This window comes from Gordonia sesuvii (assembly GCF_036350415.1).
Lineage (GTDB): Bacteria > Actinomycetota > Actinomycetes > Mycobacteriales > Mycobacteriaceae > Gordonia > Gordonia sesuvii.
Genome location: NZ_JAZDUF010000001.1, coordinates 840,367 through 857,922 on the forward strand (window position 1 = coordinate 840,367; position 17,556 = coordinate 857,922).

The 17,556-nt window shown below is 66.0% G+C and carries 16 protein-coding genes; 12 read left to right on the forward strand and 4 right to left on the reverse strand.

The window, feature by feature from the left end; genetic code table 11:
• The first annotated feature begins 24 nt into the window (after window positions 1-24).
• The 3 genes from VZC37_RS03890 (at window position 25) to VZC37_RS03900 (ending at window position 3,440) form a co-directional block, all read left to right on the forward strand.
• Window positions 25-1,305, forward strand: coding sequence for a cytochrome P450 (locus tag VZC37_RS03890; protein ID WP_330431087.1), 1,281 nt, complete (start codon window positions 25-27; stop codon window positions 1,303-1,305).
• 8 nt (window positions 1,306-1,313) lie between these two features.
• On the forward strand, window positions 1,314-2,768 hold the full coding sequence (locus VZC37_RS03895) for an aldehyde dehydrogenase family protein (protein WP_330431088.1): 1,455 nt from the start codon (window positions 1,314-1,316) through the stop codon (window positions 2,766-2,768).
• Window positions 2,769-2,894: 126 nt separating this feature from the next.
• Entirely contained in the window at window positions 2,895-3,440 is a 546-nt protein-coding gene (locus tag VZC37_RS03900; protein WP_330431089.1) for a hypothetical protein, read from the forward strand.
• Window positions 3,441-3,500: 60 nt separating this feature from the next.
• On the opposite strand, the gene VZC37_RS03905 is transcribed toward VZC37_RS03900, so the two are convergent.
• The 4 genes from VZC37_RS03905 to VZC37_RS03920 are packed head-to-tail and all read right to left on the reverse strand — an operon-like array spanning window position 3,501 to window position 8,583.
• Entirely contained in the window at window positions 3,501-4,661 is a 1,161-nt protein-coding gene (locus tag VZC37_RS03905; RefSeq protein ID WP_330431090.1) for a thiolase C-terminal domain-containing protein, read from the reverse strand.
• A complete protein-coding gene (locus VZC37_RS03910) occupies window positions 4,658-5,830 on the reverse strand; it encodes an OB-fold domain-containing protein (RefSeq protein WP_330431091.1) in 1,173 nt (390 codons plus the stop codon). Before VZC37_RS03910 ends, VZC37_RS03905 begins: the two co-directional genes overlap by 4 nt.
• A 9-nt stretch (window positions 5,831-5,839) precedes the next feature.
• Complete coding sequence (locus tag VZC37_RS03915; protein ID WP_330431092.1) at window positions 5,840-7,045, reverse strand: CaiB/BaiF CoA transferase family protein; 1,206 nt, start codon at window positions 7,043-7,045, stop codon at window positions 5,840-5,842.
• Window positions 7,042-8,583, reverse strand: a complete 1,542-nt coding sequence (locus VZC37_RS03920) for an aldehyde dehydrogenase family protein (protein ID WP_431309316.1) — start codon at window positions 8,581-8,583, stop codon at window positions 7,042-7,044. The genes VZC37_RS03915 and VZC37_RS03920 overlap by 4 nt, the downstream gene beginning before the upstream one ends.
• Before the next feature lie 194 nt (window positions 8,584-8,777).
• Here VZC37_RS03920 and VZC37_RS03925 point away from each other — a divergent pair, with 194 nt between their 5' ends.
• The 9 genes from VZC37_RS03925 (at window position 8,778) to VZC37_RS03965 (ending at window position 17,410) form a co-directional block, all read left to right on the forward strand.
• Window positions 8,778-9,584, forward strand: a complete 807-nt coding sequence (locus tag VZC37_RS03925; RefSeq protein ID WP_330431093.1) for a TauD/TfdA dioxygenase family protein — start codon at window positions 8,778-8,780, stop codon at window positions 9,582-9,584.
• The gene (locus VZC37_RS03930; RefSeq protein WP_330431094.1) at window positions 9,581-10,288 is read left to right on the forward strand and encodes an SDR family NAD(P)-dependent oxidoreductase; all 708 of its coding nucleotides are present in this window, start codon (window positions 9,581-9,583) and stop codon (window positions 10,286-10,288) included. Before VZC37_RS03925 ends, VZC37_RS03930 begins: the two co-directional genes overlap by 4 nt.
• A gap of 99 nt (window positions 10,289-10,387) precedes the next feature.
• The gene (locus VZC37_RS03935) at window positions 10,388-11,248 is read left to right on the forward strand and encodes a mycofactocin-coupled SDR family oxidoreductase (RefSeq protein ID WP_330431095.1); all 861 of its coding nucleotides are present in this window, start codon (window positions 10,388-10,390) and stop codon (window positions 11,246-11,248) included.
• Between the two features lie 306 nt (window positions 11,249-11,554).
• Window positions 11,555-11,770 (forward strand): ferredoxin, encoded by a 216-nt coding sequence (locus VZC37_RS03940; RefSeq protein ID WP_330431096.1) that lies wholly within the window; start codon window positions 11,555-11,557, stop codon window positions 11,768-11,770.
• Between the two features lie 26 nt (window positions 11,771-11,796).
• The gene (locus tag VZC37_RS03945; protein WP_330431097.1) at window positions 11,797-13,161 is read left to right on the forward strand and encodes a cytochrome P450; all 1,365 of its coding nucleotides are present in this window, start codon (window positions 11,797-11,799) and stop codon (window positions 13,159-13,161) included.
• A gap of 38 nt (window positions 13,162-13,199) precedes the next feature.
• Window positions 13,200-14,861, forward strand: a complete 1,662-nt coding sequence (locus VZC37_RS03950; RefSeq protein WP_330431098.1) for a thiolase C-terminal domain-containing protein — start codon at window positions 13,200-13,202, stop codon at window positions 14,859-14,861.
• Window positions 14,858-15,769: an alpha/beta hydrolase gene (locus VZC37_RS03955; RefSeq protein WP_330431099.1), complete on the forward strand. Its 912-nt coding sequence runs from the start codon at window positions 14,858-14,860 to the stop codon at window positions 15,767-15,769. The genes VZC37_RS03950 and VZC37_RS03955 overlap by 4 nt, the downstream gene beginning before the upstream one ends.
• Window positions 15,770-15,791: 22 nt before the next feature.
• Entirely contained in the window at window positions 15,792-16,613 is an 822-nt protein-coding gene (locus tag VZC37_RS03960) for an NAD(P)-dependent oxidoreductase (protein ID WP_330431100.1), read from the forward strand.
• Window positions 16,610-17,410 carry an NAD(P)-dependent oxidoreductase gene (locus tag VZC37_RS03965; RefSeq protein WP_330431101.1) on the forward strand — a complete coding sequence of 267 codons (801 nt, stop codon included), beginning with the start codon at window positions 16,610-16,612 and terminating at the stop codon, window positions 17,408-17,410. The genes VZC37_RS03960 and VZC37_RS03965 overlap by 4 nt, the downstream gene beginning before the upstream one ends.
• Window positions 17,411-17,556: the final 146 nt, after the last annotated feature.

The following is a 17,556-nucleotide window of genomic DNA, read 5'->3' on the forward strand; positions in this document are numbered from 1 at the left end:
TCAGCACTCCGAAAGGTCACAACGATGGCTCAGCCCACCATGGTCGACTACTTCTCCGACCCCGACGTCTCCCAGAACCCGTACGAGTATTGGGATCACCTCCGCAGTATCGGCCCCGTGACCAGGGAACCGCACCAGAACGTCATCGCGGTCACGGGCTACCAGGAGGCGCAAGAAGCCTTCAAGGACACCGAATCATTTTCCGCGGTCAACGCGATCGGCGGACCGTTCCCGCCGCTGCCCTTTGAACCGGTCGGGGACGACATCACCGACCAGATCGAAGCCCATCGTCACGAGTTCCCGATTTTCGAGCACATGGTGACCATGGATCCACCGGAGCATCAGAAGGCCCGATCGCTCCTGCTCCGACTCCTGACGCCCCGCAGGCTTCAGGAGAACGAGGACTTCGTGTGGTCGCTCGCCGACCGGCAGTTGGACGAGTTCATCGGGAGCCGACGTTGCGAGTTCCTCGGCGATTACGCCAAGCCGTTCGCCACTCTCGCCATCGCAGATCTCCTCGGTGTCCCGGATGCCGATCGTGACGAGGTCCGTCGAAACCTGGGGGCCGGAAATGCGCCCGGTAGTCGCGTCGGCGCACTCGATCACGAGCCGGTGGGCAGCAACCCTTTGCAGTATCTCGACGACTTGTTCGCCGGCTACATCACCGCTCGGCGACAGGAGCCACGTGATGACGTGCTCGGTGGCCTCGCCTCTGCCACCTACCCGGACGGCACGACACCACCGGTGATCGAGGTCGTCCGGCCCGCCACCTTCCTTTTCGCTGCCGGTCAGGAAACCGTGACCAAGCTGCTCAGTTCGGCGCTGCTCGTCCTCTGCGAGCGGCCCGACCTACAGGAACAGCTACGCGCCGACCGAAAGCTGGTTGTCCCGTTCATCGAGGAGGCGCTTCGCATGGAGAGCCCCACCAAGGTGGACTTCCGCCTCGCACGCCGGTCCACCACGCTGGGCGGCGTCGACATCCCGGCGGGCTCCGTCATCATGCTGTGCTTGGGAGCCGCCAATCGAGATCCGCGAAAGTTCGACAACCCCAACGAGTTCCGACTCGACCGGACGAATGTTCGCGAGCACATCACGTTCGGCCGCGGTATCCACACCTGCGCCGGCGCACCGCTGGCGCGGGTCGAGGGGAGGGTGACGATCAACCGACTTCTCGACCGGATGAGCGACATCCGGCTCGACACGGGCGTCCACGGCCCGGCCGGCGACCGCACGGTCAGCTACGAGCCCACGTTCCTGCTGCGCGGGCTCACCGAATTGCACATCGAGTTCGACGAGACGAAGTGAGCGCAACGATGACTGTCGACAACATCCTGGCCGAGTTGAACCGTCGCCCCGGTACCGGGGAGACCATCCCGATCATCAATCCGGTGACCGAGGAGACGATCACCGAATTCGCCGACGGGGGCGCCGCCGCCGTCGACGACGCCGTTGCGCGTGCCCGTGCCTCCTTCGACAGCGGGACCTGGAGTGCGATGCCCGGGAACGAACGGGCGAAGATCATGTGGCGGATCGCCGACCTCATCGACCAGAACGCCGACGAGTTGGCCGCATTGGACTCGCTGAACACCGGGATGAACTACGACCAGGCGCGGTCGATCATGGGTACCAGCGCCGAGGTCTTCCGGTACTACGGGGGATGGTGCACCAAGCTCAACGGCATCGCCCACGACGTCCAGCAGACCGGCGGCATCACCGGCGCGTACTCGAACATGCACGCGTACACCCTCAAAGAGCCGTATGGCGTGGTCGGCTTGATCTTCCCGTGGAACGGCCCGGTGTTCAACGCTGCCGCCAAGATCGGTCCTGCCCTGGCGGCCGGTTGCAGCATGATCGCGAAACCTGCTGAAGAGACCCCACTCTCGGCAATCCTGCTGGAGCGGATACTCGCCGAGGCGGGTGTGCCCGACGGGGTGGTGAACATGGTGACCGGATACGGTCACACCGCGGGCAAGGCACTGACCGAGCACCCCGACGTCGAGAAGATCGCGTTCACGGGTTCCACCGAGGTGGGCAAGCAGATCCTGCGGGCGGCGTCCGGAAACCTCAAGCGGGTCATGCTGGAGTTGGGCGGCAAATCACCGGTTCTGATCTACGACGACGCGGACCTGGAGACCGCGGTCACCATGGCCGCGATGGGCATCTTCATCCACTCCGGCCAGGGATGCATCTGCGGGTCGCGGATCTTCGTGCAGCGCGGTGTGTACGAGCAGGTGGTCGAGGGCATCTCGATGGTTGCCAACGGCGTCAGGCTCGGCGGGCCCGACGAGGAGGGCACCCTCATCGGGCCTCTGATCAGTGAGAAACAGATGCACCGAGTGATGGGGTTTGTCGACGAGGGCAGACGCAACGGTGTCGACATTGTCACCGGTGGTGAGCGACTCGAGCGCCGAGGCTACTTCGTCGCGCCCACCGTCGTTACCGACGTGTCGCCCGACATGAGCCTGTACCAGCAGGAGATCTTCGGCCCGGTCGTGGCCGTCATGCCTTTCGATGACGATGATGAGGTCGTCGCCTTGGCCAACAACTCAGACTACGGTCTGGCCGCCACCGCATGGACCAAGGACATCGGTCGGGCCCACCGGCTGGCCAAACGGCTACAGGCCGGCACCGTGACGCTTAACTGTCAGATGGTGTTCGACCATTCGATGCCGTTCGGCGGCTACAAGCAATCGGGCTGGGGACACGAGTGGGGCCGCGACGGCGTCGAGAGCTATCTCCAGACGAAGACTGTGTACGCCCAGCTGTGAGCGACCACTACGGGGATTCCGATCCGTGAGCGAACGCCCTCCTACCATCGTCGATGAGCATGTGGAGACCTGATGACGAGAACTTCTGAAATCCAGAGTGGTCAACAGCCTTTTCGAGAGGGCGAGGTGTCTCGCATCCGCGCGGCCGCGCGCCGTCGACCACTTCGGCAGCGGTTGGCGGTGATCGCCGCCGATCCCCTCGACGCGCTCGACGGCGCAGGCGGATGGGTGTTCGACCAGTCGCTCGCCGGGTGGGATGTCAGCGTGCACGTCCTCGACGTCGGCGATCCCCGGCCGTGGCGGATCATGGGCTCGGATGTCTACGATCTCCGTGGTTCGCTGGACAGGCGCGGCCACCATCCATGGCCCCAGGCATTGGCGATCTCGGCGGCGTTGCTCGATTCCCATGAGCAGATTCGCACCGAGGCACTCGCCGCCATCGAGTCGGGCCGGTGCGAGATGCGGGTGCTCGGTGCCGCCGAATCGATCGGGACCTCAAACCGATTGGAGCCGGGACGTCATCGGCTCAGTCTCGCAGCACAGGCGTTCAAACGGCGGGCGTTCGCGGCTGCGCACATGAACAGTGAGACCGTCGGTGGCGTCGAGGCGTTCCTCGGGTCATCTCGGATACCCTTTGCCGCTGCCGCCGAGTTGGTCTCGTTGGGCAACTGACGGGACGCCCGTCCCGACGGTGCAGGGAATGCAACCGTTCCCTGAGGAGACGGGGCGGGATCAGCGAGACGGTCCCTCCAGGATGGTCACCGCAGCAACCGAAGTCGGGCCACCGACGTTGTGGGCGAGGCCGATGCGTGCACCGTCGACCTGATTGGTCGCCTCCCCGCGCAACTGCTCGAACAACTCGACACACTGACCCACGCCGGTCGCGCCCGGCGGATGGCCCTTGGACTTCAGACCGCCGCTGGTGTTCACCGGAATCGAGCCGCCGACAGAGGTCTCGCCCGTCTCGAGCAACTTGTACCCCTCGAACCTGTTGGCGAATCCCAGATCCTCATAGCTGATCAGTTCGATGCCGGTGAAGAAGTCGTGCACCTCGGCGACGTCCACATCGGCAGGCGACACCCCCGCCATGGCGAACGCCCGCTCCGCCGCGCGAGCCGTCGCGGGAAATCCGGTCAGATCGGTCTTGTGCTGATGCATGGCCGCGTCCAGCCCCAGCCCGACCCCGGCCACCCGAACCGGCTTGTCCGTGTATCGGTCGGCGACCTCCTCGGCCACCAGGATCAATGCTGCCGCACCATCGCTCAGCGGCGCGCAGTCGTAGACACTGAACGGTTCGACCACGGTCGGAGCCGACAGCGCCTGCTCCGCGGTGATCTCGAACCGGAGTCTGGCCTTGGGATTCGTCGCACCGTGCTTGTGGTTCTTCACCGCGATCATGGCCAGATGTTCACGCGTGGCCGGTGATTCGTGAAAGTACCGGTTGACATGCAGTGCCACGCCGGCCGGCGCGACGAGTCCCAACGGGTACTCCCACGCCATGTCCCGTGAGATGGCCTCCCATTCCCAGACGACGTTCTTGGACGCGGTCTCGCGCAGTTTGTCCGCACCCACGACGAGCGCGACGTCGACCGCACCCGAGCCGATCGCGTACACCGCATTGCGGATGGCGTCATTGCCTGTGGCGCAAGAGTTCTCCACACGCGTGACGGGGATGCCGGACAGACCGAGCGAATCGGCGACGATCCCAGACGCGAAACCATCACTCGGACCGACCGCCCCGAACCACGCGGCCTCGATGTCGTGGGTGGCGATCCCCTTGTCCACCGAGGCCACACAGTCGGCGAAGGCCATCGGAACCAGATCCCGCACCCCGAGCGCGAAGTGTTCCGCGAACGGGGTCATCCCTGCTCCGACAACCGCGACCTTCCTCATGCCGCCATCCCTTCAGGCTCGAATGCGTAACCGTAGTCGGGCACCCCCGACCGCAGTGCCAGGCGCCGCAGGACGAGTCGTCCCCGATCTCCGATCCCCACCAACCCGACATGGGGCCCGGCCACCTTGACCAGCGCCCGGATTCCCACCTCGTCGAGTTCGACGAGTACCAGCGAATACGGCGACGGCAGACCGGGCACCGGGACGTGCACGGTCGCCTCCGAGTACACGACCCCCATGCGCGGCAGGGGCACCAACTCGTAGTCCGTGCGCAGCGCGCCGGTGGCGTCGACGCGGTAGCGGGGCGGGAAGTCCAACACGTCGCTGTCGGCGTATTTTCCTGCCTCCCAACGAACCTTGGCCTCGAAGGCACGCTCGTATGCGGCGAGCGAGATCCGGAGTTCGTCGTCGGAGGCGACCGGTTCCTCGGACTTGGGCCGTGCACGAGGCTCGCGACGGATGACCGTCACGTCGCCGGCCCCGACGGCGATCCCGGACAGACTCGCCTGCTCGACGGCCACGAGTGACCCGACCACACCCTGGGATGCCATCTCGGCCAGCGCGAACAATCCGGAGCTCGCGCCGGTGGTTGGCGGCACCGCGTCGAGGACGGCGAGTTCCGCGACGTACCTGCGCTCCACCCCGGCGACCATCGTCGGCTTCTCCACCCAGGACGCCGCCAGCGATGCGACCAGGCCGCGATCGTGGACCAGCCGCGGGTCACCGTAGTCGTGCACGACACCTGCGGTGTCGCGGGTGCGGACCGGCAGACTCCGCGCCACACGCGCACTCGTCCGTACGCCGAGCCCGCGGTCGGAGGTCAACACCGCTGCGGCACCGGCGGGTTGGAGGTCGACACCGATGACCAGGGTCCGCGCCCGGGCCGAACTGAGCGCGTCGAGCGTCGCGGGTGCACCGCCGAGCCGTTCGGTCACCTCCAGCTCCGGATCCAGGTCGAGACCCGCCAGGAGCACTGCCGCGTTGCTGCTCTCCAACAGCGGCAGATCCCGGCTGACCACGACCACCGAGTCCACCGAACCGCCCGCGCTCAACGCGGCGCGTCCGGCCTCGACGGCCAACGTGATGGCATCCTCGTCCTCGCCGGTGATCCGTTTGTCGGGGCTCCCCCAACAAGGGAGATAGGTTCCGATCGAGGCGATGGTGGGCATGGTGGCTCCCTACGTGACCGCGCCGGCGGTCTTGAATTCGATGATCCGGTCCCAGTCGAAGCCGAGTTCCTGGAGAATCTCGTCGGTGTGCTCGGCGAAACCCGGTGCGGCCGAGACCGGTGCGGACTCGACGTCGAACTGCACGGGATTGCCGACCAGTTCGAGGTCGCCCGCCTCGACGATGTATCCATTGGCACGGATCTGCGGGTCGTCGCCAACCTGACGCGAATCCTGCACCGGCGCCCACGGACCGGCGAGCGTTGCGAACCTCTCGGTCCACTCGGCCAGCGTTCGCTCTCCGATGACCTCGCGAAGAATGGCGACGGCCTCAGCGGTGTTCTCCGCCAGCAACTCTCCGGTGGCGAATCGAGGATCCTCGGCCAGTTCCGGCCGTTCCACGTGCTTGCAGACATCCGGCCAGAACTTCGCGGCCTGCAACATCACGAACGAGATGTACCTGTTGTCAGACGTCTTGTAGAGACCCGACAGGGGGTTCTTCGGTGAACCGTGACCCCCCTGGGCCGGAGCCTCCATCGGTTTGTCCAAATGAAGTGACAGAGCGACCGTGTGGCCCATCGACCACAGTCCGCTGCCGAGCAACGAGACGTCGACGACGGAGCTCTCACCGGTACGCTCCCGCTTGAACAGGGCCGCCGCGATCCCGCCGGCGAGGTTGGTCCCGGAGATCGTGTCGCCGAAGGCCGGCCCGGGTGGGTTGATCAGCCCCTCGGTTCCCGGCGGCGTCAGGGTTGCCGCGATACCACCTCGCGACCAGAAGGCGGTCATGTCGTAGCCGCCCTTGTCCGACTCCGCACCCCGCGGCCCCAGGGCGCTTCCGCGGGCATAGATGATCGACGGGTTCACCTCGCGGATCTCGTCGACGTCGATGCCGAATCGCGTACGCGGTCCGGGAAGGAAGCTCGTCAAGAAGACGTCGGCCCGGCGCACGAGTTCGTACAGGACCTCGCGACCTTCCGGCCGCGACATGTCCAGTCCGATGCTCCGCTTCCCGCGATTGGCATGCTCGACATTGGGATTGAGGTCCCCCTCGATCTTGAACTGGCCGGTCTGGCGTAGTCCGCGCTGCGGGTCGCCCGTCACCGCGTGCTCGACCTTGATGACCTCCGCCCCCCACTCACGGAGCACCGCGCCCGCGGACGGGACGAACCCGTACATCGCGACCTCGAGGATGGTGACGCCCTCCAACGGCTTCACGCGTCCACCACCTCGGCGAATGACTTGATCTCGGTGAACTCGTGCAGCCCGGCGACGCCCATCTCGCGGCCGATGCCCGACTCCTTGTATCCGCCGAAAGGCACATCCGGGGTGAAGTAGTTTCCGCCGTTGATGCTGAACGTGCCCGTGCGGATGGCACGTCCGACCGCGAGGCCGCGCTCGCGGTCCGCCGTCAGCACACCTCCGGAGAGCCCGTACCGCGAGTTGTTGGCGATCTCGATCGCGTGATCGTCGCCGTCATGCGGGATCATCACCAGCACCGGGCCGAAGATCTCTTCCTGGGCGATCTCGCTGTCGGGGTCGACATCGGCGAGAAGTGTTGCGCTGTAGAAGAATCCCGGTTCGATGCGCTTGCCGCCGCGGACGAGCGTGGCGCCGGCGTCCACGGCCCGCCGGACCAGGCCGTCGACCTTGTCGCGCTGGCGCTCACTGATCAGCGGGCCCATGTAGTTCGACTCGTCGCCGGGGTCTCCGATGGTGACGTGATCGAACATGCCGCCGATCATCTGCGCAAGCTGATCGTGCTTGTCCCTCGGCACGATGAGGCGGGTCGTCAGGGCGCAACCCTGACCGGAGTGCGTGCAGATGGTGAAGGCGGCGAACTGGGCGGCCTTCATCAGATCCGCGTCGTCGAGGACGATGAGCGCCGACTTCCCGCCGAGTTCGAGGAACACCCGCTTGAGCGAGCCGGCAGCGTCGGCCATGATCTGTTTGCCGACGGGGGTGGACCCGGTGAAGGTGACGACGTCGATGTCGCGATGGGCGACCATGGCCTGGCCCACCTCGACCTCCGAGGAGGTCAGCACGTTGACCACTCCGGCGGGGATGTCGGTGTTCTCGGCGATGATCCGTGCAAGTGCGAGAGTGATCAACGGGGTGTCCGGGGCGCCCTTGAGCACGACGGTGCAGCCCGCCGCGAGGGCCGGCGCGAGCTTGGCCAGGGCGAGCTGATTCGGGTAGTTGTAGGCGATGATGGCCGACACCACGCCGGCCGGTTCTCGCTCGGTCCAACGCCGGTGCTCTTGCCCACGGATCTCGGTGGAACCGAGTTCTTCGGTGAACGAGTGGGTCTTCAACAGGTCGGCGTAGTAGCGGACGATCTCGATCGGAGCCTCGAGCTGATTGCCCTTTGTGAGCATCCGGGTTGCGCCGACCTCCGCGATCGTCAGCTCTCGGAGCTCCTCGAGATGATCGAGCAACGCCTGGTGGAGCTGCTCGAGGCAACGCACCCGCAGCGCGACATCGGTCGCCCACCCCGACTGCTCGAATGCCTCGCGGGCGGCGGCGATGGCCGCGTTCGCCTCGTCCACGCCGGCATTCGGCGCGGACCCCAGCACTTCGCCGGTGGCCGGGTTGATCGATTCGAACGTCGACGCGGCGTCGACGAGGCGGCCACCGATCAGGAGCTGGGCCCGTCCGCCATCAGATGTCTCTGTCTGCTCGACCGCAGTAGCTGCGCCGGTCGTCATCGTGTCCTGGGCCACCACGCGCCCTCCTGTCTTCTTTGGAAATACCATTCTCGGTTATGACTAACGTCACATTCGCATAGAATGGCTGCCTACGCAAGGTCGTCACGCGCACGACCGGGTGTTGTCAGCACATCCCGGGCACTCCATCGAAAACGGACATCGATTGTGACCGGTTCCACCAAAACTCTTGCTGGTTACCGGTTGACGAGAGTACGGTTCTCACCCATGGAAGGGAGATTCTTGTGATCCAGACCTCAGCCCTGACACCCGCGATGGGTGTCCTCGTCACCGGAGTCGATGACCTGCGTGACCCCGGCGTGATCGGCCACTGCCTCGAGGCCCTCAAATGGCGTGGCGTCCTGCTGATCCGCGGCCTACACCTCGACGACGAGGCGCAGGTGGCGTTCAGCAAGCAGCTCGGACCCGTTCTCGCCCCCGCCGGCAAAGAGGTCTTCGTCGTATCGCTCGACCCCGCGAAGTCCCGGTCGGCGGAGTACCTCAAAGGCACGTTCAACTGGCACATCGACGACACCACCAACGACGTCCCGGCCAAGGCGACGATGCTGACGGCCCGCCACGTGGCGATGGTCGGTGGCGGAACCGAGTTCGCGAGCACCTATGCGGCGTACGAGAACCTGCCGGAACAGGACCGCAAGCGCTACGACGGGCTGCGGGTCGTCCACACCTTCGAAGCGTCACAGCGGCTGGTGAACCCGGAACCGACCGATGAACAGGTCGCGTCCTGGCGACAGCTGCCCAGCCACGAGACATCCCTGGTGTGGCAACGACGAGATGGACGTCGGTCCCTCGTGATCGGCGCAACCGCCGACCACATCGTCGGGATGCGACCCGAGGAGAGTCGAGAGTTGCTCGACGAACTACTGGCGTGGTCAACCCAGGAGAGGTTCAGCTACGTCCACGAGTGGGAGAAGGACGATGTCGTCATCTGGGACAACACCGGGATGCTGCACCGCGCCCTACCGTACGACCCCTCGTCGGAGCGGTTGATGCACCGAACCACGATCGCGGGAGACGAGGCCTGGATGTGAAGAACGCAATCGTCACCGGGGGGTCCTCCGGGATCGGACTGGCGGTCGCCGAACGCCTCCGCAGCCAGGGCTACCACGTGGGCACCGTGGATCTCACCGCCGACGCCGACGATCCGCTGTCGCGGACGGCAGACGTGACCGACCGGGCGCAGGTGGACTCCGCATTCGCGGCGATCCGGGAAGCGTTGGGCCCTATCACGATTCTCGTCAATGCAGCCGGCATCGACGGTTTCAACAAGTTCACCGACATCGACTTCGATGAGTGGCGCCGCGTCATCGACGTCAACCTCAACGGCGTCTTCCACACGATCCAGGCGGCACTGCCAGACATGCTCGACGCGCAGTGGGGTCGGATCGTGAACATCTCCTCGTCCAGCGCTCACTCCGGCCAGCCCTACATGGCGCACTACGTGTCCGCGAAGTCGGCCGTCAACGGACTCACCAAGTCGCTGGCGCTCGAACTCGGCCCCCGCGGGATCACGGTCAACGCGGTGCCACCCGGTTTCGTCGACACGCCGATGCTCCGGAACGCCGAGGGACGAAAGCGACTCGGCGGAACCGTCGACGACCACATCCAGCGCACCCCGGTACGCCGCGTCGGCCGGCCCGACGACATTGCCGCGGCATGCGCATTCCTCATCTCCGAAGACGCCGGCTACATCACCGGACAGATCCTCGGCGTGAACGGGGGCCGAAATACCTGACCGCGAGAACGGCTGTACCGCAACAGCTCACATCGACTGCAACTAACACCGACATCCATACCGACAGATTCACTGGTTTCACGTACAAGGAGGAACGACATGGGACGTGTAGAAGGCAAGGTCGCATTCGTCACCGGCGCGGCGCGCGGGCAGGGTCGTAGCCACGCCGTTCGGCTAGCCGAAGAAGGTGCCGACATCATCGCCGTCGACATCTGCAAAAATCTCGACACCATCGGCTACCCGATGGCCACACCCGAAGATCTCGAGGAGACCGCACGCCTCGTCGAGAAGGAGGGGCGCCGCATCGTCACCGCGCAAGCCGACGTGCGCGAGGCCGAACAACTCCGGACCGCGCTCGAGCGCGGCATCAACGAGCTCGGCAAAGTCGACATCGTGGTGGCGCAGGCCGGCGTCGCAGGCATGAAAGGCGAGCCGGCAACCCAGGCGTGGTGTGAGGTCGTCGACACCAACCTCATCGGAACGATGAACGCCGTCCAGGCGGCACTGCCCCACCTCGGCGAGGGTGCATCGATCATCGCCACGGGTTCCACCGCGGCGCTGATGGACATCAGCAAGGTCGACGTGCCCGGCAAGGATCTCGGCGGCGTCGCGTACGTCTTCTCGAAGCGGGCACTCTCGCAGTACATCCACGAGCTGGCCACCCATCTCGCACCCCGCGGCATCCGGGCCAACGTCATCCATCCGACGAACTGCAACACCGACATGCTCCAGAGCGAGCCGATGTACCGCTCCTTCCGACCCGACCTGGAGAAGCCGACCAAGGAGGACGCGACACCCGCCTTCTACGTCCAGCAGGCGATGCCGACGCCCTGGGTGGAACCGGGCGACATCAGCAACACCGTCCTGTTTCTCGCCTCCGACGAGGCGCGCTTCGTCACGGGCATGCAGATGCGTGTCGACGCGGGCGGCTACCTGAAGTGGTACGACTTCAAGATCTGAGTTGATCAGCCCTTGTCGCCGGTTGAGCAGCGGCGAGCGAGCCCGCCACCCCTTCCGTTGGTTGAGTAGCGGCGAGCGAGCCTGCGAGCCCGCCGCGTATCGAAACCACCGCAACAGATCTCGATACGCGACTCACTCCGTTCGCCGCTACTCGATCAACGGTGGGAATACGCGACTCACTCCGTTCGCCGCTACTCGATCACCAGTAGAGATACTCGACCACCAACAGAAGACCCCAACCCGGCCGCCCACAGGGCCGTGAACAGCCTCGCCCATCAACAACTCACCGAACCAAGGAGGACGACCGTGAAAGTTCACGTCGATCCGGACCGCTGCCAGGGGCACACCCTGTGCGCAATGATCGCCCCGGAGGTCTTCGAACTCGACGACATGGACGGCCACGCCACGCCGGTGTCAGAGGAAGTGCCGGTGGGCTTCGAGGACAAGGTCCGCGAAGCGGTGCGGTCGTGTCCCGAACAGGCGATCTCGGTGTCCGAGCGTGTCCACTCGGGCGCCGAGTGAGACGAACGAGCCACAGGAGTGAAGACATGAGCCTCGACAGCCTTACCGACGACGATGCCAGAAAGCGCAAGCGCTTCGAATTCGATCGGCACGCAACCGACTACCGCGATCAGTTCCTGACCACCACACAGGCGATGCACGAGGAATGCCCGGTCGCCTGGAGCGACACCTACGGGGGCCACTGGGTGGCCGCGAGCAGTGACGCCGTCTTCGAACTCGCACGCTGCCCCCACGTGTCCAACGACCACGATGTGCGCAATGAACGAAAAGGCTACAAGGGCATCATGATCCCGACGGCCGAGCGCGCATCGGGTGTCCGCGGCGGCATCCTGGAAATGGACGAGCCCGAGCACAAGTTCTACCGTTCGATCCTGAATCCCTATCTGTCACCTGCCGCGGTCAAGCGTTGGGTGCCGTTCATCGACAAGGTCGTGCACGCGTGCATCGACGAGAAGATCGAGAGCGGCCGGATCGATTTCGTCGACGAGCTCGCCAATGTCGTACCCGCAGTGCTCACTCTGGCGATGCTCGGAATCCCGGTGGAGAAGTGGGAGATCTACAACGAACCGATCCATGCCGCGGTGTACACGCCCCCGGACTCGCCCGACGCTCCCCGCGTGGCCGAGCTCCACCGCCAACTCGGCATCGACCTGATCACGAACCTGTTCGAGATCCGCGAGAACCCGCGTCCCGGCATCATCAACGCCGTCGCCAACGCCAGCTTCGAAGGCGGCGCGCCCGACGACATGGAGTTGCTCGGCATCCTGAGCCTGGTGATCGGCGGCGGCTTCGACACCACGACCGCTCTCACGGCACATTCACTCGAATGGCTGTCGGAGAATCCGGAGGAGCGCGAACGCCTCAGCGCCGATCGCGACACCCTTCTCGACGGCGCCACCGAGGAGTTCCTGCGGTACTTCACCCCGGCTGCGGGCGACGGACGCACGATCTCCAAGGACTTCGAGGCGACCGACGGAACAGACTTCCGCGAGGGTGACCGTCTCTGGTTGTCGTGGGCCATGGCAAACCGCGACGGCGAGCTGTTCGAGGACCCGAATTCCGTACACCTCGACCGAACTGGCAACCGGCACTTCAGTTTCGGGTTGGGTATCCACCGCTGCATCGGGTCCAACGTCGCCCGCACCGTCTTCAAACGGATGCTGATCGCGGTGCTCGACCGCATGCCGGACTACCGGTGCGATCCCGAGGGCACTGTGCACTACGACTCGATCGGCGTCATCCAGGGGATGCGGCACCTTCCGGCGACCTTCACCCCCGGCCCGCGGACCCACGCGAGCCTTGCCGACACCCTCGTCGAGCTGCAGAAGATGGTCGAGGAGCAGGAGCTCGCCGAACCGCTCGCCCTGGCCAAGGCCAAACAACAACGGTGAGAACCGATCTCGCTCCAGACCACAGATGAGGAGACATCGTGCCCGAAGGGCCGGTACGTCCGCTGCCGCAGCTGACCGCGGCCAACGAGTTCTACTGGACCTCGGGCGCGGATGATCAACTGCGCATCCAGGAATGCCGCAACTGCCAGGAACTGATCCATCCGCCGCAGCCGGCCTGCCGCTATTGCCGTGGCACCGATATGGGCCATCGCGTGGTGTCGGGACGTGGCGTGGTGGCCGGCTTCACCGTCAATCACCGCTTCGCGGTGCCGGGGCTGTCACCCCCGTATGTGGTGGCCCAGGTGTCGTTGGCCGAGGATCCCCGTATCCGGCTGACCACCAACATCATCGACTGCACCGCAGACGACGTCGAGTTGGGTATGCCGGTTGAGGTGACCTTCCTCAACATCGAGGATGTCTGGCTTCCCCTCTTCCGACCGACCGACGAGCAGCCGCCGCAGCCCATTCCGCTGCCGGTGGACGAGATCGATCCCGGCGACTTCGCCAGGCACGTCCGTCCGATGGTGACGACGCACAAGTTCGAGGACAGGGTTGCGCTGACCGGTGTCGGAATGTCCCGGATCGGGCGGCGTCTGATGGCCCCGCCGCTGTCGCTCACGGTCGAGGCATGCCAGGCGGCGGTCGCGGATGCCGGCCTGACCATGGACGACATCGACGGCATCGCAACCTATCCGGGTGGGGGGAACGTCGGCGGATTCGGCGAGGGCGGCGTCACCGCGGTCGAGGCGGCTCTCGGTATCCGTCCCACGTGGCACAACGGCGGGATCGAGACGTTCGGTCCGGGCGGCTCGGTCATCGCCGCGATGCTGGCCGTCGCCGGCGGCCTGGCCCGGCACGTGCTGTGCTACCGCACCGTGTGGGAATCCACCTACAACGAACTACTCAAAAGTGGCACGATCGTCCAACCGTCCGGTCGCACCGCCAGCTGGATGGTGCCGTTCGGTGCCACATCGGCGGCACATACGCTGGCGCAGAACGCACAACGTCACTTCGCGCGCTACGGCACCACCAAGGAGACGCTGGGCTGGATCGCCCTGAATCAGCGTGCCAACGCGGGGCTCAACCCGACCGCCGTCTATCGCGACCCGATGACGATGGACGACTATCTCGCGGCCCGGCCGATCACCACCCCCTTCGGTCTCTACGACTGCGACGTCCCCTGTGACGGTGCCGTCGCGGTCATCGTGTCGGCCGTCGAGACGGCAGACGATCTCGCCCAACCTCCGGTCCTGGTGGAGGCGGTGGGAACACAGATCATCGACCGGATGGACTGGGATCAGAGCACCCTCACCCACGAACCACAGGTGCTCGGTCAGGCAGCGCATCTGTGGACGCGCACCTCGATGCGACCGGAGGACGTCGACGTGGCCGAGCTCTACGACGGATTCACGGTCAACTGCCTCTCGTGGATCGAAGGCCTCGGTTTCTGCGGCATCGGCGAGTCCAAGGAGTTCCTCGACGGCGGCAAAAACATCTCACTGCAGGGACAGATCCCGCTGAACACGCACGGAGGGCAGCTGTCCCACGGCCGCACACACGGGATGGGCTTGTTGCACGAGGCCATCGTCCAGCTGCGCGGTGACGCCGGTGATCGGCAGGTCGCCGATGCCCGGGTGGGCGTGGTCAGCAGTGGTGGACTCACCCCCAGCGGGGTGTTGCTGCTCCGGAGTGCGGCGTGACCGCCGAACCGTGGTCGGTCGACGTCCCCGATCCGGTCATCGACCAGGTCGTCGACGTCGACGGCACACCCATGTCCGGGCTGGTCGCGCACGCGGCGGATCCGCGAGCCGTGATCGTCGCCATCCATGGCGGCGCCACCCGCGCGGCATACTTCGACCATCCCGGCCATCCGGACAAATCACTTCTCCGCCTGGCCAGTTCGATCGGCTACACGGTGGTGGCCCTTGACCGACCGGGCTACGGTTCGTCGCGGCCGTTCGCCGACGACATGAATCCGGCAGCGCGCGTCGACCTGGCATACGGGGCCATCGACCGATTCTTGGCCGGACGACCTCAGGGTGCAGGCACCTTTCTATTGGCGCATTCGGCGGGCTGCGAGCTCGCCGTTCGCATGGCCGCGGACCGTGAACGCGGCCAGGGGTTGCTGGGTCTGGAGCTGTCGGGCACCGGTCTGCAACATTCGACCGAGGCGCACGAGGTCCTCGGCGACGACGAACGCAATGCTCCCGGTGCAGGTGTCCGAAAGCTTTTGTGGGAGCCTGCCTCGCTGTATCCGTCGGAGGTGATCGGTGGGGCGATGGTCGCATCCCGCACTCCACCATTCGAGGGTTCGACGGTTCGAGCCTGGCCGCGGGAGACCTTCCGGGAACTCGCGCCCGCCGTCACGGCTCCGGTGCACTTCACCGCCGCCGAGTTCGAGCGGGTCTGGCGGCAGGACGACGCTGCGCTCGCCGACATCGCGGCGCTGTTCTCCGGGTCGTCGGCGGTGACGGTCGAGCGTTTCGCCGGGGGTGGCCACAATCTGAGCATCGGTCACATGGCACGGGCGTACCACCTCGCAGTCCTCTCGTTCATCGAGTCCTGTGTGGCTCGTCGCGTCCATCCCGTTCCACCACCCGCATCCTGATCACCTACCGAACGGAGCATCCATGCGCATCGGATTCATCGGCCTCGGCAGCCAAGGCGGCCCGATGGCCCAACGGATCATCGACGCCGGCGAAGAGGTCACCCTGTGGGCTCGGCGTCCAGCCACCCTCGAACCGTTCGCAGCGTCCGGGGCGAAGGTCGCCGGGAGCCCGGCCGAGGTGGGGGCGGCGAGCGACATCGTCTGTCTCTGCGTCGTCGCCGACGACGACGTACTCGAGGTCGCGGCGGGACCCGATGGCGTCCTGGAAGGACTGTCCGAGGGCGGGATCATCGTCGTGCACAGCACGGTTCATCCCGATACCTGCAGAGAACTGGCGAAACGCGCGGCGCGCACCGGGGTCCGGGTGGTCGACGCACCGGTGAGCGGCGGTGGCCGCGGCGCCGAGTCGGGAACGCTGCTCGTGATGGTCGGGGGCGCCGACGACGACGTGGCGCAGTGCATGCCGGTGCTGAGCACCTACGGCGACCCGGTCGTGCATCTGGGTGACCTCGGCGCCGGCCAGACCACCAAGCTACTCAACAACCTGTTGTTCACCGCGAACATGGCCACCGTCGTCGACACGTTGTCGCTGGGTGCATCGCTGGGCGTCGAACCTCTCCGGCTGGCCGATGTCATCGCCAAGGGCACCGCGCGGAGTTTCGCGCTCGAGTCGATCGCGGCCTCCGGAGGCACCATCGAACGGATCGCCGCCCACGCGGGCAACCTGCTGCGCAAGGACGTCGGACTCGTCGGCGACATCGCCGGTCCGGAGAGAACCTCCGGCAACGCCACATTCACGGCGGCGCAAGCGACCCTCGACAAGATCGAGGTGATGTCATCGTGAGCCGGGTCGCCGTCATCGGCACGGGACGCATGGGCATGCCCATGGTGTCCCGCCTGGTTGCCGACGACCACGACGTATCGGCCCTGGGGCGGTCTTCCGACGCGCTGGACGCGATTCGCACCGCAGGTGCACGCGCCGGCCAGACTTTCTCCGAGGTCGTCACGCCCGACACCGATGTGCTGCTCGTCGTGGTGCTGACCGACGAGCAGGTGCGCGAGGTCTGCTGGGCCGAAGAGCTGCGCGGACAGCTTCGGTCGGGCGCGACGGTGGTCCTGCACACCACCGGAAGCCCGAGTACAGCAACAGATCTGGCTGCCGAGCTGGCACCCCGGGGTGTGTCGGTGATCGATGCCGCCATCAGCGGCGGCCCGCACGACATCGCCGCCGGAGCCCTCACCGTCTTCGCCGGCGGCGAGGAGAACGTACTCGACGCGGTCCGTCCCGTTCTCGAATCGTATGCCGATCCGATCCTGCACGTCGGGAAGTTGGGGTCGGGTCAGCGGGTCAAACTGGTCAACAACGCCATGTTCGGGGCACAGATCGGTCTCGTGCGGGCCGGGGTCGACCTCGCCGCACGCCTGGGTCTGGATGAGAAGTCACTGCTGGCGGCGTTGCCGAACGGCAGCGCCAACAGCCGCGCGTTGGGTAGCATCGCACGCTACGGCTCCGTCGACGAGTTCACCGAGCGGGTGCGGGAGTTCGTCGGCAAGGACGTCGACGTGGTGCGAAAGGTGACCGCCGAACTCGGCGGCGACCTCGGTCCGCTGGACGACCTGATCACCCGGATAGGGATCTGAGCCCGCTCCCTGAGGAGCGAGCTTGCGCGCGTCGTCTTTCGGTCCCTGAGGAGCGAGCCTGCGAGCGTCACGAAGGGCCTCGCTCGGGTCACCCTTCGTGACGGGCCTCCGCAAGCTCCGGCCCTCCTCAGGGAGCGGTGGTAAGG

Coding starts and splice junctions, on each gene's coding strand:
- VZC37_RS03935 (WP_330431095.1), top strand. CDS start 10,388: ATGGGACGTGTAGAAGGCAAGGTCGCATTCGTCACCGGCGCGGCGCGC.
- VZC37_RS03910 (WP_330431091.1), bottom strand. CDS start 5,830: ATGCCCACCATCGCCTCGATCGGAACCTATCTCCCTTGTTGGGGGAGC.
- VZC37_RS03960 (WP_330431100.1), top strand. CDS start 15,792: ATGCGCATCGGATTCATCGGCCTCGGCAGCCAAGGCGGCCCGATGGCC.
- VZC37_RS03890 (WP_330431087.1), top strand. CDS start 25: ATGGCTCAGCCCACCATGGTCGACTACTTCTCCGACCCCGACGTCTCC.
- VZC37_RS03895 (WP_330431088.1), top strand. CDS start 1,314: ATGACTGTCGACAACATCCTGGCCGAGTTGAACCGTCGCCCCGGTACC.
- VZC37_RS03905 (WP_330431090.1), bottom strand. CDS start 4,661: ATGAGGAAGGTCGCGGTTGTCGGAGCAGGGATGACCCCGTTCGCGGAA.
- VZC37_RS03920 (WP_431309316.1), bottom strand. CDS start 8,583: ATGGTATTTCCAAAGAAGACAGGAGGGCGCGTGGTGGCCCAGGACACG.
- VZC37_RS03945 (WP_330431097.1), top strand. CDS start 11,797: ATGAGCCTCGACAGCCTTACCGACGACGATGCCAGAAAGCGCAAGCGC.